The 14,022-nt window shown below is 67.0% G+C and carries 12 protein-coding genes; all 12 read right to left on the bottom strand.

From position 1 onward, the window contains the following. Nucleotides 1–6: 6 nt before the first annotated feature. The 12 genes from OKW27_RS33895 to OKW27_RS33840 all read right to left on the bottom strand — a co-directional run bounded on the left by OKW27_RS33895 (nucleotide 7) and on the right by OKW27_RS33840 (nucleotide 14,009). Entirely contained in the window at nucleotides 7–2,496 is a 2,490-nt protein-coding gene (locus OKW27_RS33895) for an ABC transporter permease (protein ID WP_429336619.1), read from the bottom strand. A gap of 101 nt (nucleotides 2,497–2,597) precedes the next feature. Beyond that, nucleotides 2,598–3,209, bottom strand: a complete 612-nt coding sequence (locus OKW27_RS33890; RefSeq protein ID WP_429336026.1) for a DUF4126 domain-containing protein — start codon at nucleotides 3,207–3,209, stop codon at nucleotides 2,598–2,600. 232 nt (nucleotides 3,210–3,441) lie between these two features. Continuing rightward, nucleotides 3,442–3,762, bottom strand: coding sequence for a quaternary ammonium compound efflux SMR transporter SugE (gene sugE, locus OKW27_RS33885; protein WP_429336025.1), 321 nt, complete (start codon nucleotides 3,760–3,762; stop codon nucleotides 3,442–3,444). A 102-nt stretch (nucleotides 3,763–3,864) separates the two neighbouring features. Continuing rightward, on the bottom strand, nucleotides 3,865–4,563 hold the full coding sequence (kdpE, locus tag OKW27_RS33880) for a two-component system response regulator KdpE (protein WP_176109149.1): 699 nt from the start codon (nucleotides 4,561–4,563) through the stop codon (nucleotides 3,865–3,867). Further along, nucleotides 4,556–7,444, bottom strand: coding sequence for a DUF4118 domain-containing protein (locus OKW27_RS33875; protein ID WP_429336024.1), 2,889 nt, complete (start codon nucleotides 7,442–7,444; stop codon nucleotides 4,556–4,558). Before OKW27_RS33875 ends, kdpE begins: the two co-directional genes overlap by 8 nt. Before the next feature lie 152 nt (nucleotides 7,445–7,596). Beyond that, nucleotides 7,597–8,175, bottom strand: coding sequence for a potassium-transporting ATPase subunit KdpC (gene kdpC / locus OKW27_RS33870; RefSeq protein WP_090803729.1), 579 nt, complete (start codon nucleotides 8,173–8,175; stop codon nucleotides 7,597–7,599). 39 nt (nucleotides 8,176–8,214) lie between these two features. Continuing rightward, nucleotides 8,215–10,326 carry a potassium-transporting ATPase subunit KdpB gene (gene kdpB / locus OKW27_RS33865; protein WP_429336023.1) on the bottom strand — a complete coding sequence of 704 codons (2,112 nt, stop codon included), beginning with the start codon at nucleotides 10,324–10,326 and terminating at the stop codon, nucleotides 8,215–8,217. 79 nt (nucleotides 10,327–10,405) lie between these two features. Beyond that, the gene (kdpA, locus tag OKW27_RS33860) at nucleotides 10,406–12,211 is read right to left on the bottom strand and encodes a potassium-transporting ATPase subunit KdpA (RefSeq protein ID WP_429336022.1); all 1,806 of its coding nucleotides are present in this window, start codon (nucleotides 12,209–12,211) and stop codon (nucleotides 10,406–10,408) included. Beyond that, nucleotides 12,208–12,300 (bottom strand): K(+)-transporting ATPase subunit F, encoded by a 93-nt coding sequence (kdpF, locus tag OKW27_RS33855; protein WP_013088901.1) that lies wholly within the window; start codon nucleotides 12,298–12,300, stop codon nucleotides 12,208–12,210. The genes kdpA and kdpF overlap by 4 nt, the downstream gene beginning before the upstream one ends. Next, entirely contained in the window at nucleotides 12,300–12,410 is a 111-nt protein-coding gene (locus OKW27_RS33850) for a hypothetical protein (protein ID WP_018419977.1), read from the bottom strand. The genes kdpF and OKW27_RS33850 overlap by 1 nt, the downstream gene beginning before the upstream one ends. 181 nt (nucleotides 12,411–12,591) lie before the next feature. Further along, nucleotides 12,592–13,566, bottom strand: coding sequence for a quinone oxidoreductase family protein (locus tag OKW27_RS33845; protein ID WP_429336021.1), 975 nt, complete (start codon nucleotides 13,564–13,566; stop codon nucleotides 12,592–12,594). 53 nt (nucleotides 13,567–13,619) lie between these two features. Continuing rightward, a complete protein-coding gene (locus tag OKW27_RS33840; protein WP_013088898.1) occupies nucleotides 13,620–14,009 on the bottom strand; it encodes a methylglyoxal synthase in 390 nt (129 codons plus the stop codon). Nucleotides 14,010–14,022 lie beyond the last annotated feature (13 nt).

Genomic DNA, 14,022 nt, shown 5'->3' with positions numbered 1-14,022 from the left:
GAAAACTCACGCGTCGCGCAGCGACTGCAGCGCTGGCCGCGCCAACACATGCCGCAAACTCAACCACCCGCCGACACCGGCACACGCGATGCCGGCCGCAATGCCCGCCGGCAGCAGCCACGGATCGAAGTCCAGATAAAACTCGAACACGTGCGTGGCCAGCATTGAGCCGACGATCTGCGCGCCGAGCGCCGCCATCAGGCCGGCAAGCGCGCCGACCGCGACGAATTCGGACACCTGCACCGACCGCACCTGACGATGCGATGCGCCCAGCGCACGCAGCAGCGCGGATTCTCGCATACGCTCGTCGCGCGTGCCGGCGAGCGCCGCGTATAGCACCAGCACGCCGGCCGCGAGCGTAAAGGCGAACAGGAACTGCACCGCGCCGATCACCTGCTGCAACACGCGCTGCACCTGCGCGAGGATCGGGCCGGTATCGATCGCGGTCAGATTGGGATACGCGGCGATCAGGCCATCGATCGTCGACTGTTTGTCCACCGGCAGATGGAAGCTCGTGATGAACGTCGCCGGAAAATCCTGTAACGAAGCCGGCGGCATCAGCACGAAGAAGTTGACCTTGAAAGAACCCCAGTCGAGCTTGCGCACGCTCGTCACCGGCGCCTCGACAGTCAGCCCCGTCACGTCGAAGCGCAGCACGTCGCCGGGCTTCACGTTGATCAGCTTCGCGAGACCCCGCTCGATCGAGATCTGCGGCTTCGTCGTCTCGCCGAACCAGGTTCCCGCGGCGATCCGGTTGTCGTCGGGCAGTTGCGTCGTGTAGGACAGGTTGAACTCGCGGTCGACCAGTCGCCGCGCATCCTCGCCCTTGAACGAATCCGGATCGACCGCCTTACCGTTGATCGCGACGAGCCGCCCGCGCACCATTGGCGACAGCGCCGCGCCGGCGATGCCGTGCGCGTCCAGATACTGCGTGACCGCGTCGCGCTGATCGGGCTGGATGTCGATGATGAACTCGTTGGGCGCATCGGGCGGGGTTGATTTGCGCCAGCCCTGCACGAGGTCGTTGCGCGTCATCGCGATCAGCAGCAGGCACATCAGGCCGATGCCGAGCGCGGTGATCTGCAGCGTGCTGGTACTGCTGCGCCGCTCGAGCGACGCCAGCGCATAGCGCCAGCCGACGCCCGCATTGACGCGCTCGCTGCGCACCACGCGCGCCGCGCCCCACAACGCGAGCCGCGCGATGCCGGCGAACACCAGCAGCCCGCCCGCGAATCCACCCGCGACGATGCCCCCGAGCTTCAATTCCCCCGCGGCGAGTATCAGCAGCCCTGCGAACAGCACGATGCCGACCGCGTAGGCGGCCCACGCAGTGCGTCCCTCCTCGCCCCATTCACGCCGCAGCACGCGCACCGGCGGCACGCGCGTGAGCGGCAACAGCGGCGGCAGCGCGAAGCCGAGCAGCAGCACGAGGCCGGCCGCGATGCCTTCGAGCGCGGGCCACAGCGTCGGCTGCGGCAGCACCACGTCGATCAGGCCGCCGAGCCACGTCAGCAGCGCGAGATGCCCGAGATATCCGAGCGCCACGCCGAGCACGCCGCCGAGTACGCCCAGCCCGACGAATTCGAGCGCGAACAGCGCACGCAGCGCGGCCTGGCTCACGCCGAGACAGCGCATCGCCGCGCAGCCGTCGAGATGCCGGCGCATATAGCGGTGCGCGGCCATCGCGATCGCGACGGCCGCGAGCAGCGCGGTCAACAGCGACACGAGCGTCAGGAAATGGCCCGCGCGATCGAGCGTCTGACGCACCTGCGGCTGGCCGTCCTGCAGCGACTCGAGTGCGACGCCGCGCATCTTGCCGCCGTCGACGCGCTCATGCGCAAACTTCGCGAAGCGCGCGACCGCCTCGTCTGAACCGGCGACCAGCAGCCGGTACGTGACGCGGCTGCCATAGGTGATCAGGCCCGTCGACGGTACGTCAGCGGCATTCAGCATCAGGCGCGGCGAAAAGTTGACGAACGAGAAGCCGCGATCGAGCTCGCGCGTGATCAGCGCGCCGACCGTGAAGTTGCGATTGCCGAGCTTCACCGCATCGCCGATCTTCAGCTTCAGCGCGTCGAGCAACTGCCGGTCGACCCACACGGTGCCCGGCGCCGGAATCGACGTCGCCGGATGATCGGCCGCACCCGGCGCCGCCGCGATGCGCAATGCGCCGCGCAACGGATAGCCGGGCGACACCGCCTTGACGGCGGCGAGCCGCGTCGCCGGCTGCGCGCCGGTCGAATTGATCATGCTGGGAAAGATCGCCGTGGTGGCGGTGCGCAGGCCCAGGGCGTGCGCCTCGGCGGCGAATTGCGGATCGACCGGATGATCGGCACGCACGATGAAGTCGGCGGCGATCATGCGCCGCGCATCGCGCTCGAGCCCCTGATGCAGCCGATCGCCCAGAAACCCGACGCTCGACAACGCCGCGACCGCCAGCACGAGCGCGAGCAGCAACATCGTCAGTTCGCCCGCGCGCCAGTCGCGCGCCGTCATCCGCATGGCCTGGCGCAATAGATCGATGCCGCCAAGCCGCCGCGCCGGTCTCGTGTCGGCGCGCGTTCTTGAACCCGCCTTGGATCCTGGTAGTGCTTCGCTCAATCGTGCCTGCTCCTCGCAAATCGCGACACCATGTGCGTGGCCATGCCGCGAAAACCGCCCTGCACGCCACGCCACAATCGCGGCAATGCCCACGCCGCGAGCAGCAGGAAGCCTACCATCAAGACCAGAAACACGAGCGGCACGAACAGCGCAAGCAGTACGCCGCCGACCACGAGGCCGTCCTCGGCGGTCGACGTGACGACGTTCGACACCGGCTCCGGCGACAGGTTGATCAGCGCGCGCGTGCCCGCCTTCGCGAGATGCGCGGTGCCGGCGAGCGTGCCGCCCGCGAGCGCGGCAACGCTCAGCAGCGTCGGATCGGCGTGGCCGAGCGCGCCGGCGGCCAGCACGGCGCCGGCCGGAATGCGGATGAAGGTGTGGATCGCATCCCACAGCGAATCGAACGCGGGGATCTTGTCGGCGAAGAATTCGGCCAGCGTCAGCACGGCCGCCGCACCGATCACCCATGGCGATGACAGCGCGGACAATGTGTTCGGCAAGTGAATCAGGCCAAGACGTTCGAACACGCCGGCCAGGAGGACCGTCAGATAGAGGCGCAGACCGCTGCCCCATGAAAGGCCCGCTGCAAGTGAAAGTGATTCAAGCATGGCCGCCTCCGCGCGCTCAGTGCGTGCCAGGCGCCGCGGCGGGAACGAGCGGGCGTTCCGCGCCGAAGCCATCAGGCTCGCCAAGCTGGCCGCGCCAGCCAGGCCGCGGGCAATCTCAAGGTCGTTTCTGTCTCATTATAGCTACGATAATTCGCAGAACGTAGAGCGGCGAAGCCTTCGCTGTGGCTTGCAGGCAATGGCGGCCGCGCCCCGAGCGGACGTGGCCGCCCGGTCAGTGCCCCGACGACAGCTTCAGCCCGACGAGGCCGATCACGATCAGCGACGCACTGGCGACGCGCGCGACCGTCAACGCCTCGCCCATCATCACGACGCCGAAGATGAACGCGCCGACCGCGCCGATCCCTGTCCAAACAGCATAGGCTGTGCCGAGCGGCAACTGGCGCATCGCGAGCGCGAGCAGCACGAAGCTGCCGAGCGCGGTCACGACCGTGAAGACGGACGGCCACAAGCGGGTGAAACCTTCGGAAGTTTTGAGACCGGCCGCCCACACGACTTCGAGCAGACCGGCAATCAGGAGAAGAAACCAGGACATCGACACAGCTCCATGAAAAATGGGGCCGTCCCCGATGATTGATGCAGGCGCAAGGTCGTCCTTACGTCGGGAGATTATAACGAAGCGGCATCGCGGACGAACTCACACCGCACCCACCAGCCGGTACCCGACGCCCGTCTCCGTGACGATATGCTCCGGCTGCGCCGGATCGCGCTCGAGCTTGCCGCGCAGATGCGCCATGTAGATGCGCAGATAGTGGTGACTCTCGACGTGCGACGGCCCCCACACGTCGCGCAGCAACTGCCGGTGCGTGAGCACGCGGCCCGCATGGCGCACGAGGGTCGCGAGCAGCCGGTATTCGATCGGCGTCAGATGGACCGCGGCGCCGTCGCGCGTAACCTGGCGCAGCGCGAGGTCGACGGTGACCGCACCGAAGCGCACCTGCGGCGATTCGTTCGCGCCGCCGTGATTGCGCCGCCGCAGATGCGCGCGGATCCGCGCAAGCAACTCGGACACGCCGAACGGCTTGGTCAGGTAATCGTCGGCGCCGGCGTCGAGCGCGGCGACCTTTTCGCTTTCCTGGGTACGCGCCGACAGCACGATCACCGGCAGCTCGCTCCAGCCGCGCAGCTCGCGGATCACGTCGAGGCCGTCGGTGTCGGGCAGGCCCAGATCGACGATCACGAGATCGGGCTTGCGCGTCGCCGCTTCGACGAGCCCCTGCTTGCCGGTCTCGGCGTCGTACACGGCGATGCCCTCGCCTTCGAGCGCCGTGCGCACGAAGCGGCGAATCTGCTTCTCGTCTTCGATCAGAACGACGGTGATACTCAGGTCACTCATGGGCGGGGCGGGTGAGCGGGTTGAGGTCGGTGGCGGTGTCGGTGGCTGCGCCTTCGTCTTCGAGCGTATCAAACGTCTCGGGTGCGTCGGGCGGCGTCTTGACCGGCAGCGTGAACCAGAAGCGCGCGCCCTCGACGTGGCCATCCGTGGCCATCCGGTTGAGCGCGCCGATTGTACCGCCGTGCGCCTCGACGATCGCGCGGCAGATCGCGAGCCCAAGGCCGATGCCTGGTTTCGCCGACTCCTTCTCGCCGCGCGTGAACTTCTCGAACACGCGCGCTTCCATGCCGGCGGGCAGGCCGGGGCCGTTGTCGTCGATCGTGATGCGCACGAACGGCGTGCCGTCCGCGTCGATCTGCTGCGCGCCGATCGCGAGCGGCGTGCCGGACGCCGTGTATTTGGCCGCGTTCTCGAACAAGTTCGAGAACAGGCGCTCCATCAACACCGCGTCGAGATGCAGCAGCGGCAGATCGGCGGGCAGCGTAACCCGCACCGGATGATCCGCGAGCACACGCTTGCACGCGCGCAGCGCGGCGCCGACGGTCTCCTCGAGCAGCGTCCATTGCTGGTTCAGTTGCAGGCTGCCGGCCTGCAAGCGCGCCATGTCGAGCAGATTCGTGACGATGCCGGTCATGCGCAGCGCTTCTTCGTGGATTGCGTCGACGAGTTCGTCGTCACGCCGCGCGGCGGATTGCGCGTCGGTCCGCAAAGAAGCATTCACCTCGCCTTCTGTCCGCCCCTGTCCCGCCTGCCGCCCCTGCGCGAGCATCGACGAAAACCCGACGATCGTCGTCAGCGGCGTGCGCAGATCGTGCGAAATCGCCGACAGCAGCGAATTGCGCAGCCGCTCCGACTCCATGTTGACGAGCGCATCGCGCGCGATATCGACGTAGTGCACCCGTTCGAGAGCGAGCGCGATCTGCGCGGCGAACGCATCGAGCATGCGGCGCTGTTCGGGCACGGTCAGCTCGCGCTCGTCACGCACGACCACCGCGAGCACGCCGCGCGTGCGCATCGGCGCCTTCAGCGGCAGATACAGCGCCGCGGCGGCCGGCAGCGTATCGGTGCCGTGGCCGGCCGGCTTCTGCTGATCGTAGACCCATTGGCCGACGTCGAGATCGAGCGCGTCGCCTTCGAGCGTGATCGCCGCGTCGGGGTCCTCGATCTTCTGTTTGATCTGGTCGGCGCTGTCGGGCAGCAGGATCGCCACACGCGCGCCGAACACCTCGCTCACGTGCCGGGTGCCGATGCCGACGATCTGCTCGGTCGCGAGCGCCGCGGCGAGCTCGCGCGCCATCTCGTACATCGCGCCGGTGCGCTGCTCGCGGCGTCGCGCGACGCTCGCCTCGTGGCGCAGGCTCGAAGTTAGATGGCTGATCACGAGCGAGGTCAGCAGCATGCCGAAGAACGTCAGCAGGTATTGCGTGTCGGAGACCGACAGCGACATGCGCGGCGGCACGAAGAAGAAATCGAACGCGGCGACGCTCGCGAACGACAGCACGACACCCGGCCCGCGCCCGAGCTTCACCGCGGTGAAGATCACGCCGAGCAGATACAGCATCACGAGGTTGGTCAGATCGATGCGGACGATCAACCGGCTCGACAGCAACGTGATCGCCGCGCCGATCGCGAGCGCGAACGCGTACGCGCGCGGCGGCGAGCGACGCTCGCGGGCCGCGCTCAACGCCTCGCGCCACGCGTTCGCGGTCGTGTTCAACAGCCGCCGCTGCTCGCCGCCGTCGCGCTCCGACGACACGCGAATCAGCGTGAGATCGAGATCGCCGCTCTTCTCGGCGATGCGCTCGCCCAGCGGCCGGCGCAGCCAGCGGCTCGCGCCCGTGCGCGACGATGCGCCCGCCACCAGCTTCGATACGTTGCGCGCCTGCGCGTAACCGATCAACGCGTCGAGCGCATCGCTGGCGGCGAGCGTCGCGGTTTCCGCGCCGAGTTCGGCGGCGAGCTTCAGCGCGTTCAACGTGCGTTCGCGGCGCGCGTCGGGCAGGCGCTGCAACGCGGGCGTTTCGACATAGACCGCGAGCCAGTCGGCCCTCAGGCTCGCGGCGAGGCGCGCCGCCGAGCGCACCAGCGCCGGCGCCTCCGGACCGGGACCGACGCACACCAGCAGCCGCTCGCGCGCCTGCCAGATACGCTGGATCGACCGATCGGCGCGGTACTCGCGCATCTGCGCGTCGACCCGATCGGCGGTGCGGCGCAGCGCGAGTTCGCGCAGCGCGATCAGGTTGCCCTTGCGAAAGAAGTTGCGCACCGCGCGCTCGGCCTGCTGCGCCATGTAGACCTTGCCGTCGCGCATGCGGTCGAGCAGTTCCTCGGCCGGCAGATCGACGAGCGTCACTTCGTCGGCATGATCGAACACGCGATCGGGCACGGTCTCCCACACCCGGATGCCGGTGATCTGGCCGACCACGTCGTTCAGGCTCTCCAGATGCTGCACGTTGACGGTCGTATAAACGTCGATGCCCGCGTCGAGCAGTTCGTAGACGTCCTGCCAGCGTTTCAGATGACGCGCGCCCTGCAGGTTCGAATGCGCGAGTTCGTCGACGAGGATCAGTTGCGGCTTGCGCGCAAGCGCGGCGTCGAGATCGAACTCGCCGAGCTTGCGGCCGCGATACTCGATCTGCGCGAGCGGCAGCACGTCGAGCCCCGCGAGCAACGCGGCGGTTTCGCTGCGTCCATGCGTTTCGGCGATGCCGACCAGCACGTCGACCCCTTCTTGCTGGCGGCGGCTCGCGGCCTGCAGCATCGCATAGGTCTTGCCGACGCCGGCCGACGCGCCGAAGAAAACCTTCAGCCGGCCGCGCTGGCGTTTTTCTTCGTCGCGCTGCAGCTTGTCGAGCAGTTGGTCAGGATCGGGGCGGTTCATGCTCAGTGGTTTTGATAGTCGTGCGAGCGGCGGTGTCTGCATGGTGGCACGGCCCGCGCCGGCCCGCAAATGGCGGCGCGGCGCCACGCGAAACGCCGCTGTTTCAGCGATGAACCGCAATTGCGGCTGGTGCGTCGTCGATGCGTTCAGTGTCAGCCGCGCTTCATTTCATCGAGCGCGAGATTGAGCTTCAGCACATTCACGCGCGGCTCGCCGAGCACGCCGAACTGGCGCCCCGTCGTGTAGCGCTCGACGAGCGCCTGCACGTCGTTCGGCGCGAGGTGACGGGCCTGCGCGACCCGCTCGAGCTGATACGCGGCCGCGGCCGGACTGATCTCCGGATCGAGCCCGCTGCCCGACGACGTGACCAGATCGACCGGCACCGGCTTCGACATGTCGGTGCCCGCCGCCTTCAGCGCCGCGAGACGGCCCTTGATCTCGTCGAGCAGCGCGGGGTTGTTCGGCCCGAGGTTCGAGCCGCCCGAGCTTTGCGGGTTGTACGGCATCGGGCTCGTCGCCGACAGCCGGCCCCAGAAGTACTGGGGCGCGTCGAACTGCTGGCCGATCAGCTGTGAGCCGACCACCTTGCCGTTCTGCTCGATGAGGCTGCCGTTGGCCTGTTCGTGAAACGCCGCCTGGCCGAACGCGGTCATCACGGCGGGATAGGCGAGTCCTGTGATCGCGGTCAGCACCGCGAAGATCACGATCAGCGGACGGAACAGATTTTTCATGATGGGTCTCTTTCCCTTTTCATCACATGGTCACTGCGCTCAAACCCAGCCGAACGCGGCGAGCACCATATCGATCAGCTTGATGCCGATGAACGGCACGATGATCCCGCCAAGGCCATAGATCAGCAGATTGCGGCGCAGCAGGATCGCAGCACCGAGAGCGCGATAGCGCACGCCCTTCAGCGCCAGCGGAATCAGCAGCACGATGATCAGCGCGTTGAAGATCACCGCCGACATGATTGCCGAGGTCGGCGTCGCCAGATGCATCACGTTCAGCGCGTTCAACGCCGGATACGTCGACGCGAACGCGGCCGGGATGATCGCGAAGTACTTGGCGAGGTCGTTGGCGATCGAGAATGTGGTCAACGACCCGCGCGTCATCAACATCTGCTTGCCGATCTCGACGATCTCGATCAGCTTGGTCGGATTCGAATCGAGGTCGACCATATTGCCGGCCTCTTTCGCCGCCTGCGTGCCGGTGTTCATCGCGACCGCGACGTCGGCCTGCGCGAGCGCGGGCGCGTCGTTGGTGCCGTCGCCGGTCATCGCGACCAGACGCCCTTCGGCCTGATGCGCGCGAATCGTCGCGAGCTTCGTTTCGGGTGTCGCCTCGGCAAGGAAGTCGTCGACGCCCGCTTCGGCCGCGATCGCGGCGGCGGTCAGGCGGTTGTCGCCCGTCACCATCACGGTCTTGATGCCCATCTTGCGCAGCTCGGCGAAGCGCTCCTTGATACCGCCCTTCACGACGTCCTTCAACTCGATCACGCCGAGCACGCGCGCGCCCTGCTCGCCTTTCTCGGCGACCACCAGCGGTGTGCTGCCGCGTCGCGCGACATCGGCGACCGCGTTGCTGACTTCGTTCGGGAAACGGCCGCCGTTCGCTTCGACATAGTGCTTGACCGCATCGGCCGCGCCCTTGCGGATTTCGCGGTTCGGCGCCCCGGAGGAAGTCCCCTGGGGGGAGAGATCGACGCCGCTCATGCGGGTCTGCGCCGTGAACGCGAGAAACACCGCATGCAGCGAGGCCATATCGCGCTGACGGATATTGAAGCGCTGCTTCGCGAGCACAGTGATGCTGCGGCCTTCCGGCGTTTCGTCGGCGAGCGACGACAGCTGCGCGGCATCGGCAAGCGCCTCTTCGGTCAGACCCGGCGCCGGCAGAAACTGCGACGCCTGGCGGTTGCCGAGCGTGATCGTGCCGGTCTTGTCGAGCAGCAGCACGTCGACGTCGCCGGCCGCTTCGACGGCACGGCCCGAGGTCGCGATCACGTTCGCCTGCATCATGCGGCTCATCCCGGCCACGCCGATCGCCGACAACAGGCCGCCGATCGTCGTCGGGATCAGACACACGAGCAGCGCGGCGAGCGCGGTGATCGTCACCACGTGGCCCGCTTTCGCGGCTTCGACGGAGAACATCGAGAACGGCAGCAGCGTCGCGGTGGCGAGCAGCATCACGATGGTCAGCGCGACGAGCAGGATGGTGAGCGCGATTTCGTTCGGCGTCTTCTGACGCTTCGCGCCTTCGACCATCGCGATCATGCGGTCGAGGAACGCCTCGCCCGGATTGGCCGTGACGCGCACGACGATCCAGTCCGACAGCACCCGCGTGCCGCCCGTCACCGACGAAAAGTCGCCGCCCGACTCGCGGATCACCGGCGCCGATTCACCGGTGATCGCCGATTCGTCGACCGAAGCGACGCCCTCGATCACTTCGCCGTCGGCCGGGATCACGTCGCCGGTCTCGACCAGCACGACGTCGCCACGGCGCAGATCCGTCGCGGTCGTGATGCGGATCGGCGACTTCGGATGCGGCTCGTTGAGCTTCTTCGCCATCACGTCTCTCTTCGCGCTGCGCAGCGACGCGGCCTGCGCTTTCGAGCGGCCTTCGGCGAGCGCCTCCGCGAAGTTCGCGAACAGCACCGTGAACCACAGCCACAGCGTGACCGCGAGGATGAAGCCCGCGGGCGCCTCGGCCTGACCGCCGAGCGCGGCGATCCACAGAATGGTCGTCAGGATGCTGCCGACGTACACGCAGAACATCACCGGGTTGCGAAACTGCGTGCGCGGCGTGAGCTTTTTAAAGGAGTCCACGATCGCCGGGCGCAGCAGCGCCGGGTCGAACATGGACCGGGTAGCGTTATGTTCAGTCATTGAATCCTCGAATGTCCGTGGGCGCTTGCAGGCTTGCCGCGTGCAAGCGCCTGTTCGGTCGTTGGCTCCCTGCCGTGGGTCACTGCACGCCGATCATCATCAGATGCTCGACGCCGGGACCGAGCGCGAGCGCCGGGACGTAGGTCAGCGCGCCGACCAGCAGCACCGTGCCGAGCAGCAGCACGACGAACAGCGGTCCGTGCGTCGGCAGCGTGCCGCCGGTGACGGCGATGCGCTTCTTCGCGGCGAGCGAACCGGCGATCGCGAGCACCGGCACGATCGTGCCGAAGCGGCCGAACCACATCGCGATCGCGGTGAGCCAGTTGTAGAACGGCGTATTCACCGTGAGACCCGCGAACGCGCTACCGTTGTTGTTCGCCGCCGAGCTGAACGCATAGAGGATCTCGGAGAAGCCGTGTGCGCCGGGGTTTGCGATGCCGGCCTTGCCCGCCTCGCTGAGCACCGCGATCGAGGTGCCCACCAGCACGAGCAGCGGCGTGAGCAGCACGACGATCGACACCATCTTCATCTCGTAGGCCTCGATCTTCTTGCCGACATATTCAGGAGTACGCCCGATCATCAGTCCCGCGACGAACACCGCGAGCAGCGCGAACACGAGCATCCCGTACATGCCGGAACCGACACCGCCGAAGATCACTTCGCCGAGCTGGATCAGCAGCATCGGATACAGGCCGCCGAGCGGCGTCAACGAATCGTGCATGTTGTCGACCGCACCGCACGAAGCCGCCGTCGTCGCGACCGTGAAGATGCCCGACTGCGCGATGCCGAAGCGCGTTTCCTTGCCCTCCGCATTGCCGCCCGCCTGCAGCGCGTCCGCTGACTGGTCGACGTTGAGCGCCGTGAACGCGGGATTGCCGCTCTGCTCGGCGCTGATCTCGCCGAACACGCAAACGCCGAACGCGATCGTCATCGCCGCGAGCACCGCGACGCCCTGCCGCCGGTCGCCGATCACGCGGCCGAACACGAGCGCGAGCGCCGCCGGGATGATCAGGATCGAGATGATCTGCACGAAGTTCGAGAACGGCGTCGGGTTTTCGTACGGATGCGCGGAGTTGCCGTTAAAGAAGCCGCCGCCGTTGGTGCCGAGCATCTTGATCGCTTCCTGCGACGCGACCGGGCCCATCGCGATGGTCTGCGTCTTCACGGGCGTGTCGAGCATCACCGGATCGCCCTTCGCGTCCTTCACCGGATTGCCTTGCGCGTCGAGCTTCGGCGCGGCGTAGGTGGTGGTCTGCAGCGTCGGCACCTCCTGATATGCCTTGAAGTTCTGGATCACGCCCTGACTCATCAGCAGTGCGGCGATGATCGCCGCCATCGGCAGCAGGACGTACATCGTCACGCGCGTGATGTCGACCCAGAAGTTGCCGATCGTCTGCGCGGTATGACGCGCGAAGCCGCGCATCAACGCGAACACGACGACGATGCCGGTCGCCGCCGACAGGAAGTTCTGCACGGTCAGGCCGAGCATTTGCGTCAGATAGCCGACGGTCTGCTCGGGCGTGTAGTCCTGCCAGTTGGTGTTGGTCACGAAGCTGACCGCGGTGTTGAAGGCGCTGTCGACCGACATCGCGCCGAACTGCTGCGGATTGCCGGGCAGCCACCCTTGCACGCGCAGCAGCACGTACAGGAACGCCGCGCCGAGCACGTTGAACGCGAGCGTGGCGACCGCGTAGTGCCTCCAGCCCATTTCCGCCGCTGGATCGACGCCCGCGATACGGTAAAGCAGCCGTTCGAGCGGCGCGCCGAAGCGCACCACGCGCGAACTGCCGTCCATCACGGCGCCGAGATAGCTCGCCATCGGCACCGCCGCGGCCAGTAGCACGACAATAAAAAGACTCGCCTGCAGGACATCGTTCGTGTTCATTCAATGTCCTCCGCGCGCAGCAGCGCATACACGAGATAGACGAACAGCAGCGCGGTGGACGCGCCGGCCAGCCACAGCATCCAGGTCATCAGCGCGCTCCTTGTCCGCGGCGCAACTGCATCAGCTTCTCGCAGCCGCCAATCAGCCCAAAGGTCAGCAAGGCAAACAGCGCCAGGCCCCCGACATACAGCACATCCATTCTCGTTCTCCATTCACGGACTTTGGATGGATAGAACGGTATGCCGATCGGCCTAAAGGGCTGGTCAAAGATCGCGGGGTACGCGTAAAAATCGCGTAAACGGACAAGGCCGTTTCATCTCGCGATGAAACGGCCCTGATGGATGACGTGTAGCGCAGCCCGAGGCCGCGCTGCCACTTCTTTACGGCAGCAGGATCGTCGACCCCGTCGTGCGGCGCCCTTCGAGGTCCGCATGTGCCTGCCCGACGTCCGGCAGCGCATAGCGCTGATTGATGCTGGTCTTGACCTTGCCCGAGCTCAGCACGTCGAACAGCTCGGCCGACATCGCCTCGTAGTCGCTGCGTTTCGCCATATAGGTGAAGAGCGTCGGTCGTGTAAAGAACAGCGAGCCGCGTCCCGCGAATTCCGACGAATCGATCGGCGGCAGCGGCCCCGACGCGTTGCCGAAGCTCACGAACAGGCCGAGCGGCGCGAGACAGTCGAGCGATTTTTCGAAGGTGTCCTTGCCGATCGAATCGTAGACGACCGGCACGCCCGCGCCGTTGGTGATCTCGCGGACGCGCTTCGTGAAGTTCTCGCGCGTATAGACGATCGCGTGATCGCAGCCGTGCGCTTTCGCGATCTCGGCTTTCTCGTCGGAACCGACCGTGCCGATCACCGTCGCGCCGAGCGCCTTCGCCCACTGGCACACGAGCAGGCCGACGCCGCCCGCTGCGGCCTGAATGAGGATCGTGTCACCGGCCTTCACGCGATACGTGCGGCGCAGCAGATATTGCGCAGTCAAGCCTTGCAGCATCGCCGACGCGGCCTGCTCGTCGCTGATCGCATCGGGCAGCTTGACGACCTGCGCGGCCTGCAGCACGCGCTCCTGCGCATACGCGCCGGGCGGCCGCGCGACATACCCGACGCGATCGCCGACCTTCAGACCGGTCACGCCCGGGCCCACCGCGCTGACCTCGCCGGCCGCTTCCATGCCGAGCCCGCCCGGCAGCGGCAGCGGATACAGACCGGTGCGGAAATACACGTCGATGTAATTGAGGCCGACCGCCGTCTGGCGAATGCGGATCTCGCCCGCGCCGGGCTCGCCCACCTCGACGTCGACCCATTTCATGACTTCGGGGCCGCCGGTTTTGTCGAAACGGATTGCCTTGACCATCACGTCTCCTTCATCTGTCATCTGTATGGATGTGGGTGCGGCGACGCGCGCGCTCACGCCTCGCCGGACAGGCGCAGCGTCAGCACGTCGAGCACCATGCGGGCGGTCGAAATGTTCGTCGCGCACGGAATGTTGTGCACGTCGCACGCGCGCACTAGCGCGTTGATGTCCGGCTCGTGCGGCTGCGGCGTCATCGGGTCGCGCAGGAAAATCACCATGTCGACGCGCCCTTCGGCGAGCTGCGCGCCGATCTGCAGGTCGCCGCCGTGCGGGCCCGACAGCATGCGCTCGACCGTCAGGCCGTGCGCGTCGCTGATGCGTCCGCCGGTCGTGCCGGTTGCGACGATCTCGCAGCGCGCGAGCGTGTCGACGTATTCGCCGGCCAGTTTGACGATGTCGTCCTTCTTGTGATCGTGCGCGATCAGCGCAATGCGGGTGCTCATGACGTAAGACTCC

The organism is Paraburkholderia sp. 35.1, assembly GCF_050436525.1.
In the GTDB taxonomy this organism is placed as follows: domain Bacteria; phylum Pseudomonadota; class Gammaproteobacteria; order Burkholderiales; family Burkholderiaceae; genus Paraburkholderia; species Paraburkholderia tuberum.
This window is presented reverse-complemented; position numbering and strand designations above follow the sequence as displayed.

Bases quoted from the DNA above. Each gene is read 5' to 3' on its own strand.
- kdpF (WP_013088901.1), bottom strand. From the start codon at position 12,300: ATGACCTGGATGCTGTGGCTGGCCGGCGCGTCCACCGCGCTGCTGTTC.
- OKW27_RS33890 (WP_429336026.1), bottom strand. From the start codon at position 3,209: ATGCTTGAATCACTTTCACTTGCAGCGGGCCTTTCATGGGGCAGCGGT.
- kdpE (WP_176109149.1), bottom strand. From the start codon at position 4,563: ATGAGTGACCTGAGTATCACCGTCGTTCTGATCGAAGACGAGAAGCAG.
- kdpC (WP_090803729.1), bottom strand. From the start codon at position 8,175: ATGAAAAATCTGTTCCGTCCGCTGATCGTGATCTTCGCGGTGCTGACC.
- sugE (WP_429336025.1), bottom strand. From the start codon at position 3,762: ATGTCCTGGTTTCTTCTCCTGATTGCCGGTCTGCTCGAAGTCGTGTGG.
- OKW27_RS33875 (WP_429336024.1), bottom strand. From the start codon at position 7,444: ATGAACCGCCCCGATCCTGACCAACTGCTCGACAAGCTGCAGCGCGAC.
- OKW27_RS33840 (WP_013088898.1), bottom strand. From the start codon at position 14,009: ATGAGCACCCGCATTGCGCTGATCGCGCACGATCACAAGAAGGACGAC.
- OKW27_RS33895 (WP_429336619.1), bottom strand. From the start codon at position 2,496: ATGACGGCGCGCGACTGGCGCGCGGGCGAACTGACGATGTTGCTGCTC.
- OKW27_RS33850 (WP_018419977.1), bottom strand. From the start codon at position 12,410: ATGGATGTGCTGTATGTCGGGGGCCTGGCGCTGTTTGCCTTGCTGACC.
- kdpB (WP_429336023.1), bottom strand. From the start codon at position 10,326: ATGACTGAACATAACGCTACCCGGTCCATGTTCGACCCGGCGCTGCTG.
- OKW27_RS33845 (WP_429336021.1), bottom strand. From the start codon at position 13,566: ATGGTCAAGGCAATCCGTTTCGACAAAACCGGCGGCCCCGAAGTCATG.
- kdpA (WP_429336022.1), bottom strand. From the start codon at position 12,211: ATGAACACGAACGATGTCCTGCAGGCGAGTCTTTTTATTGTCGTGCTA.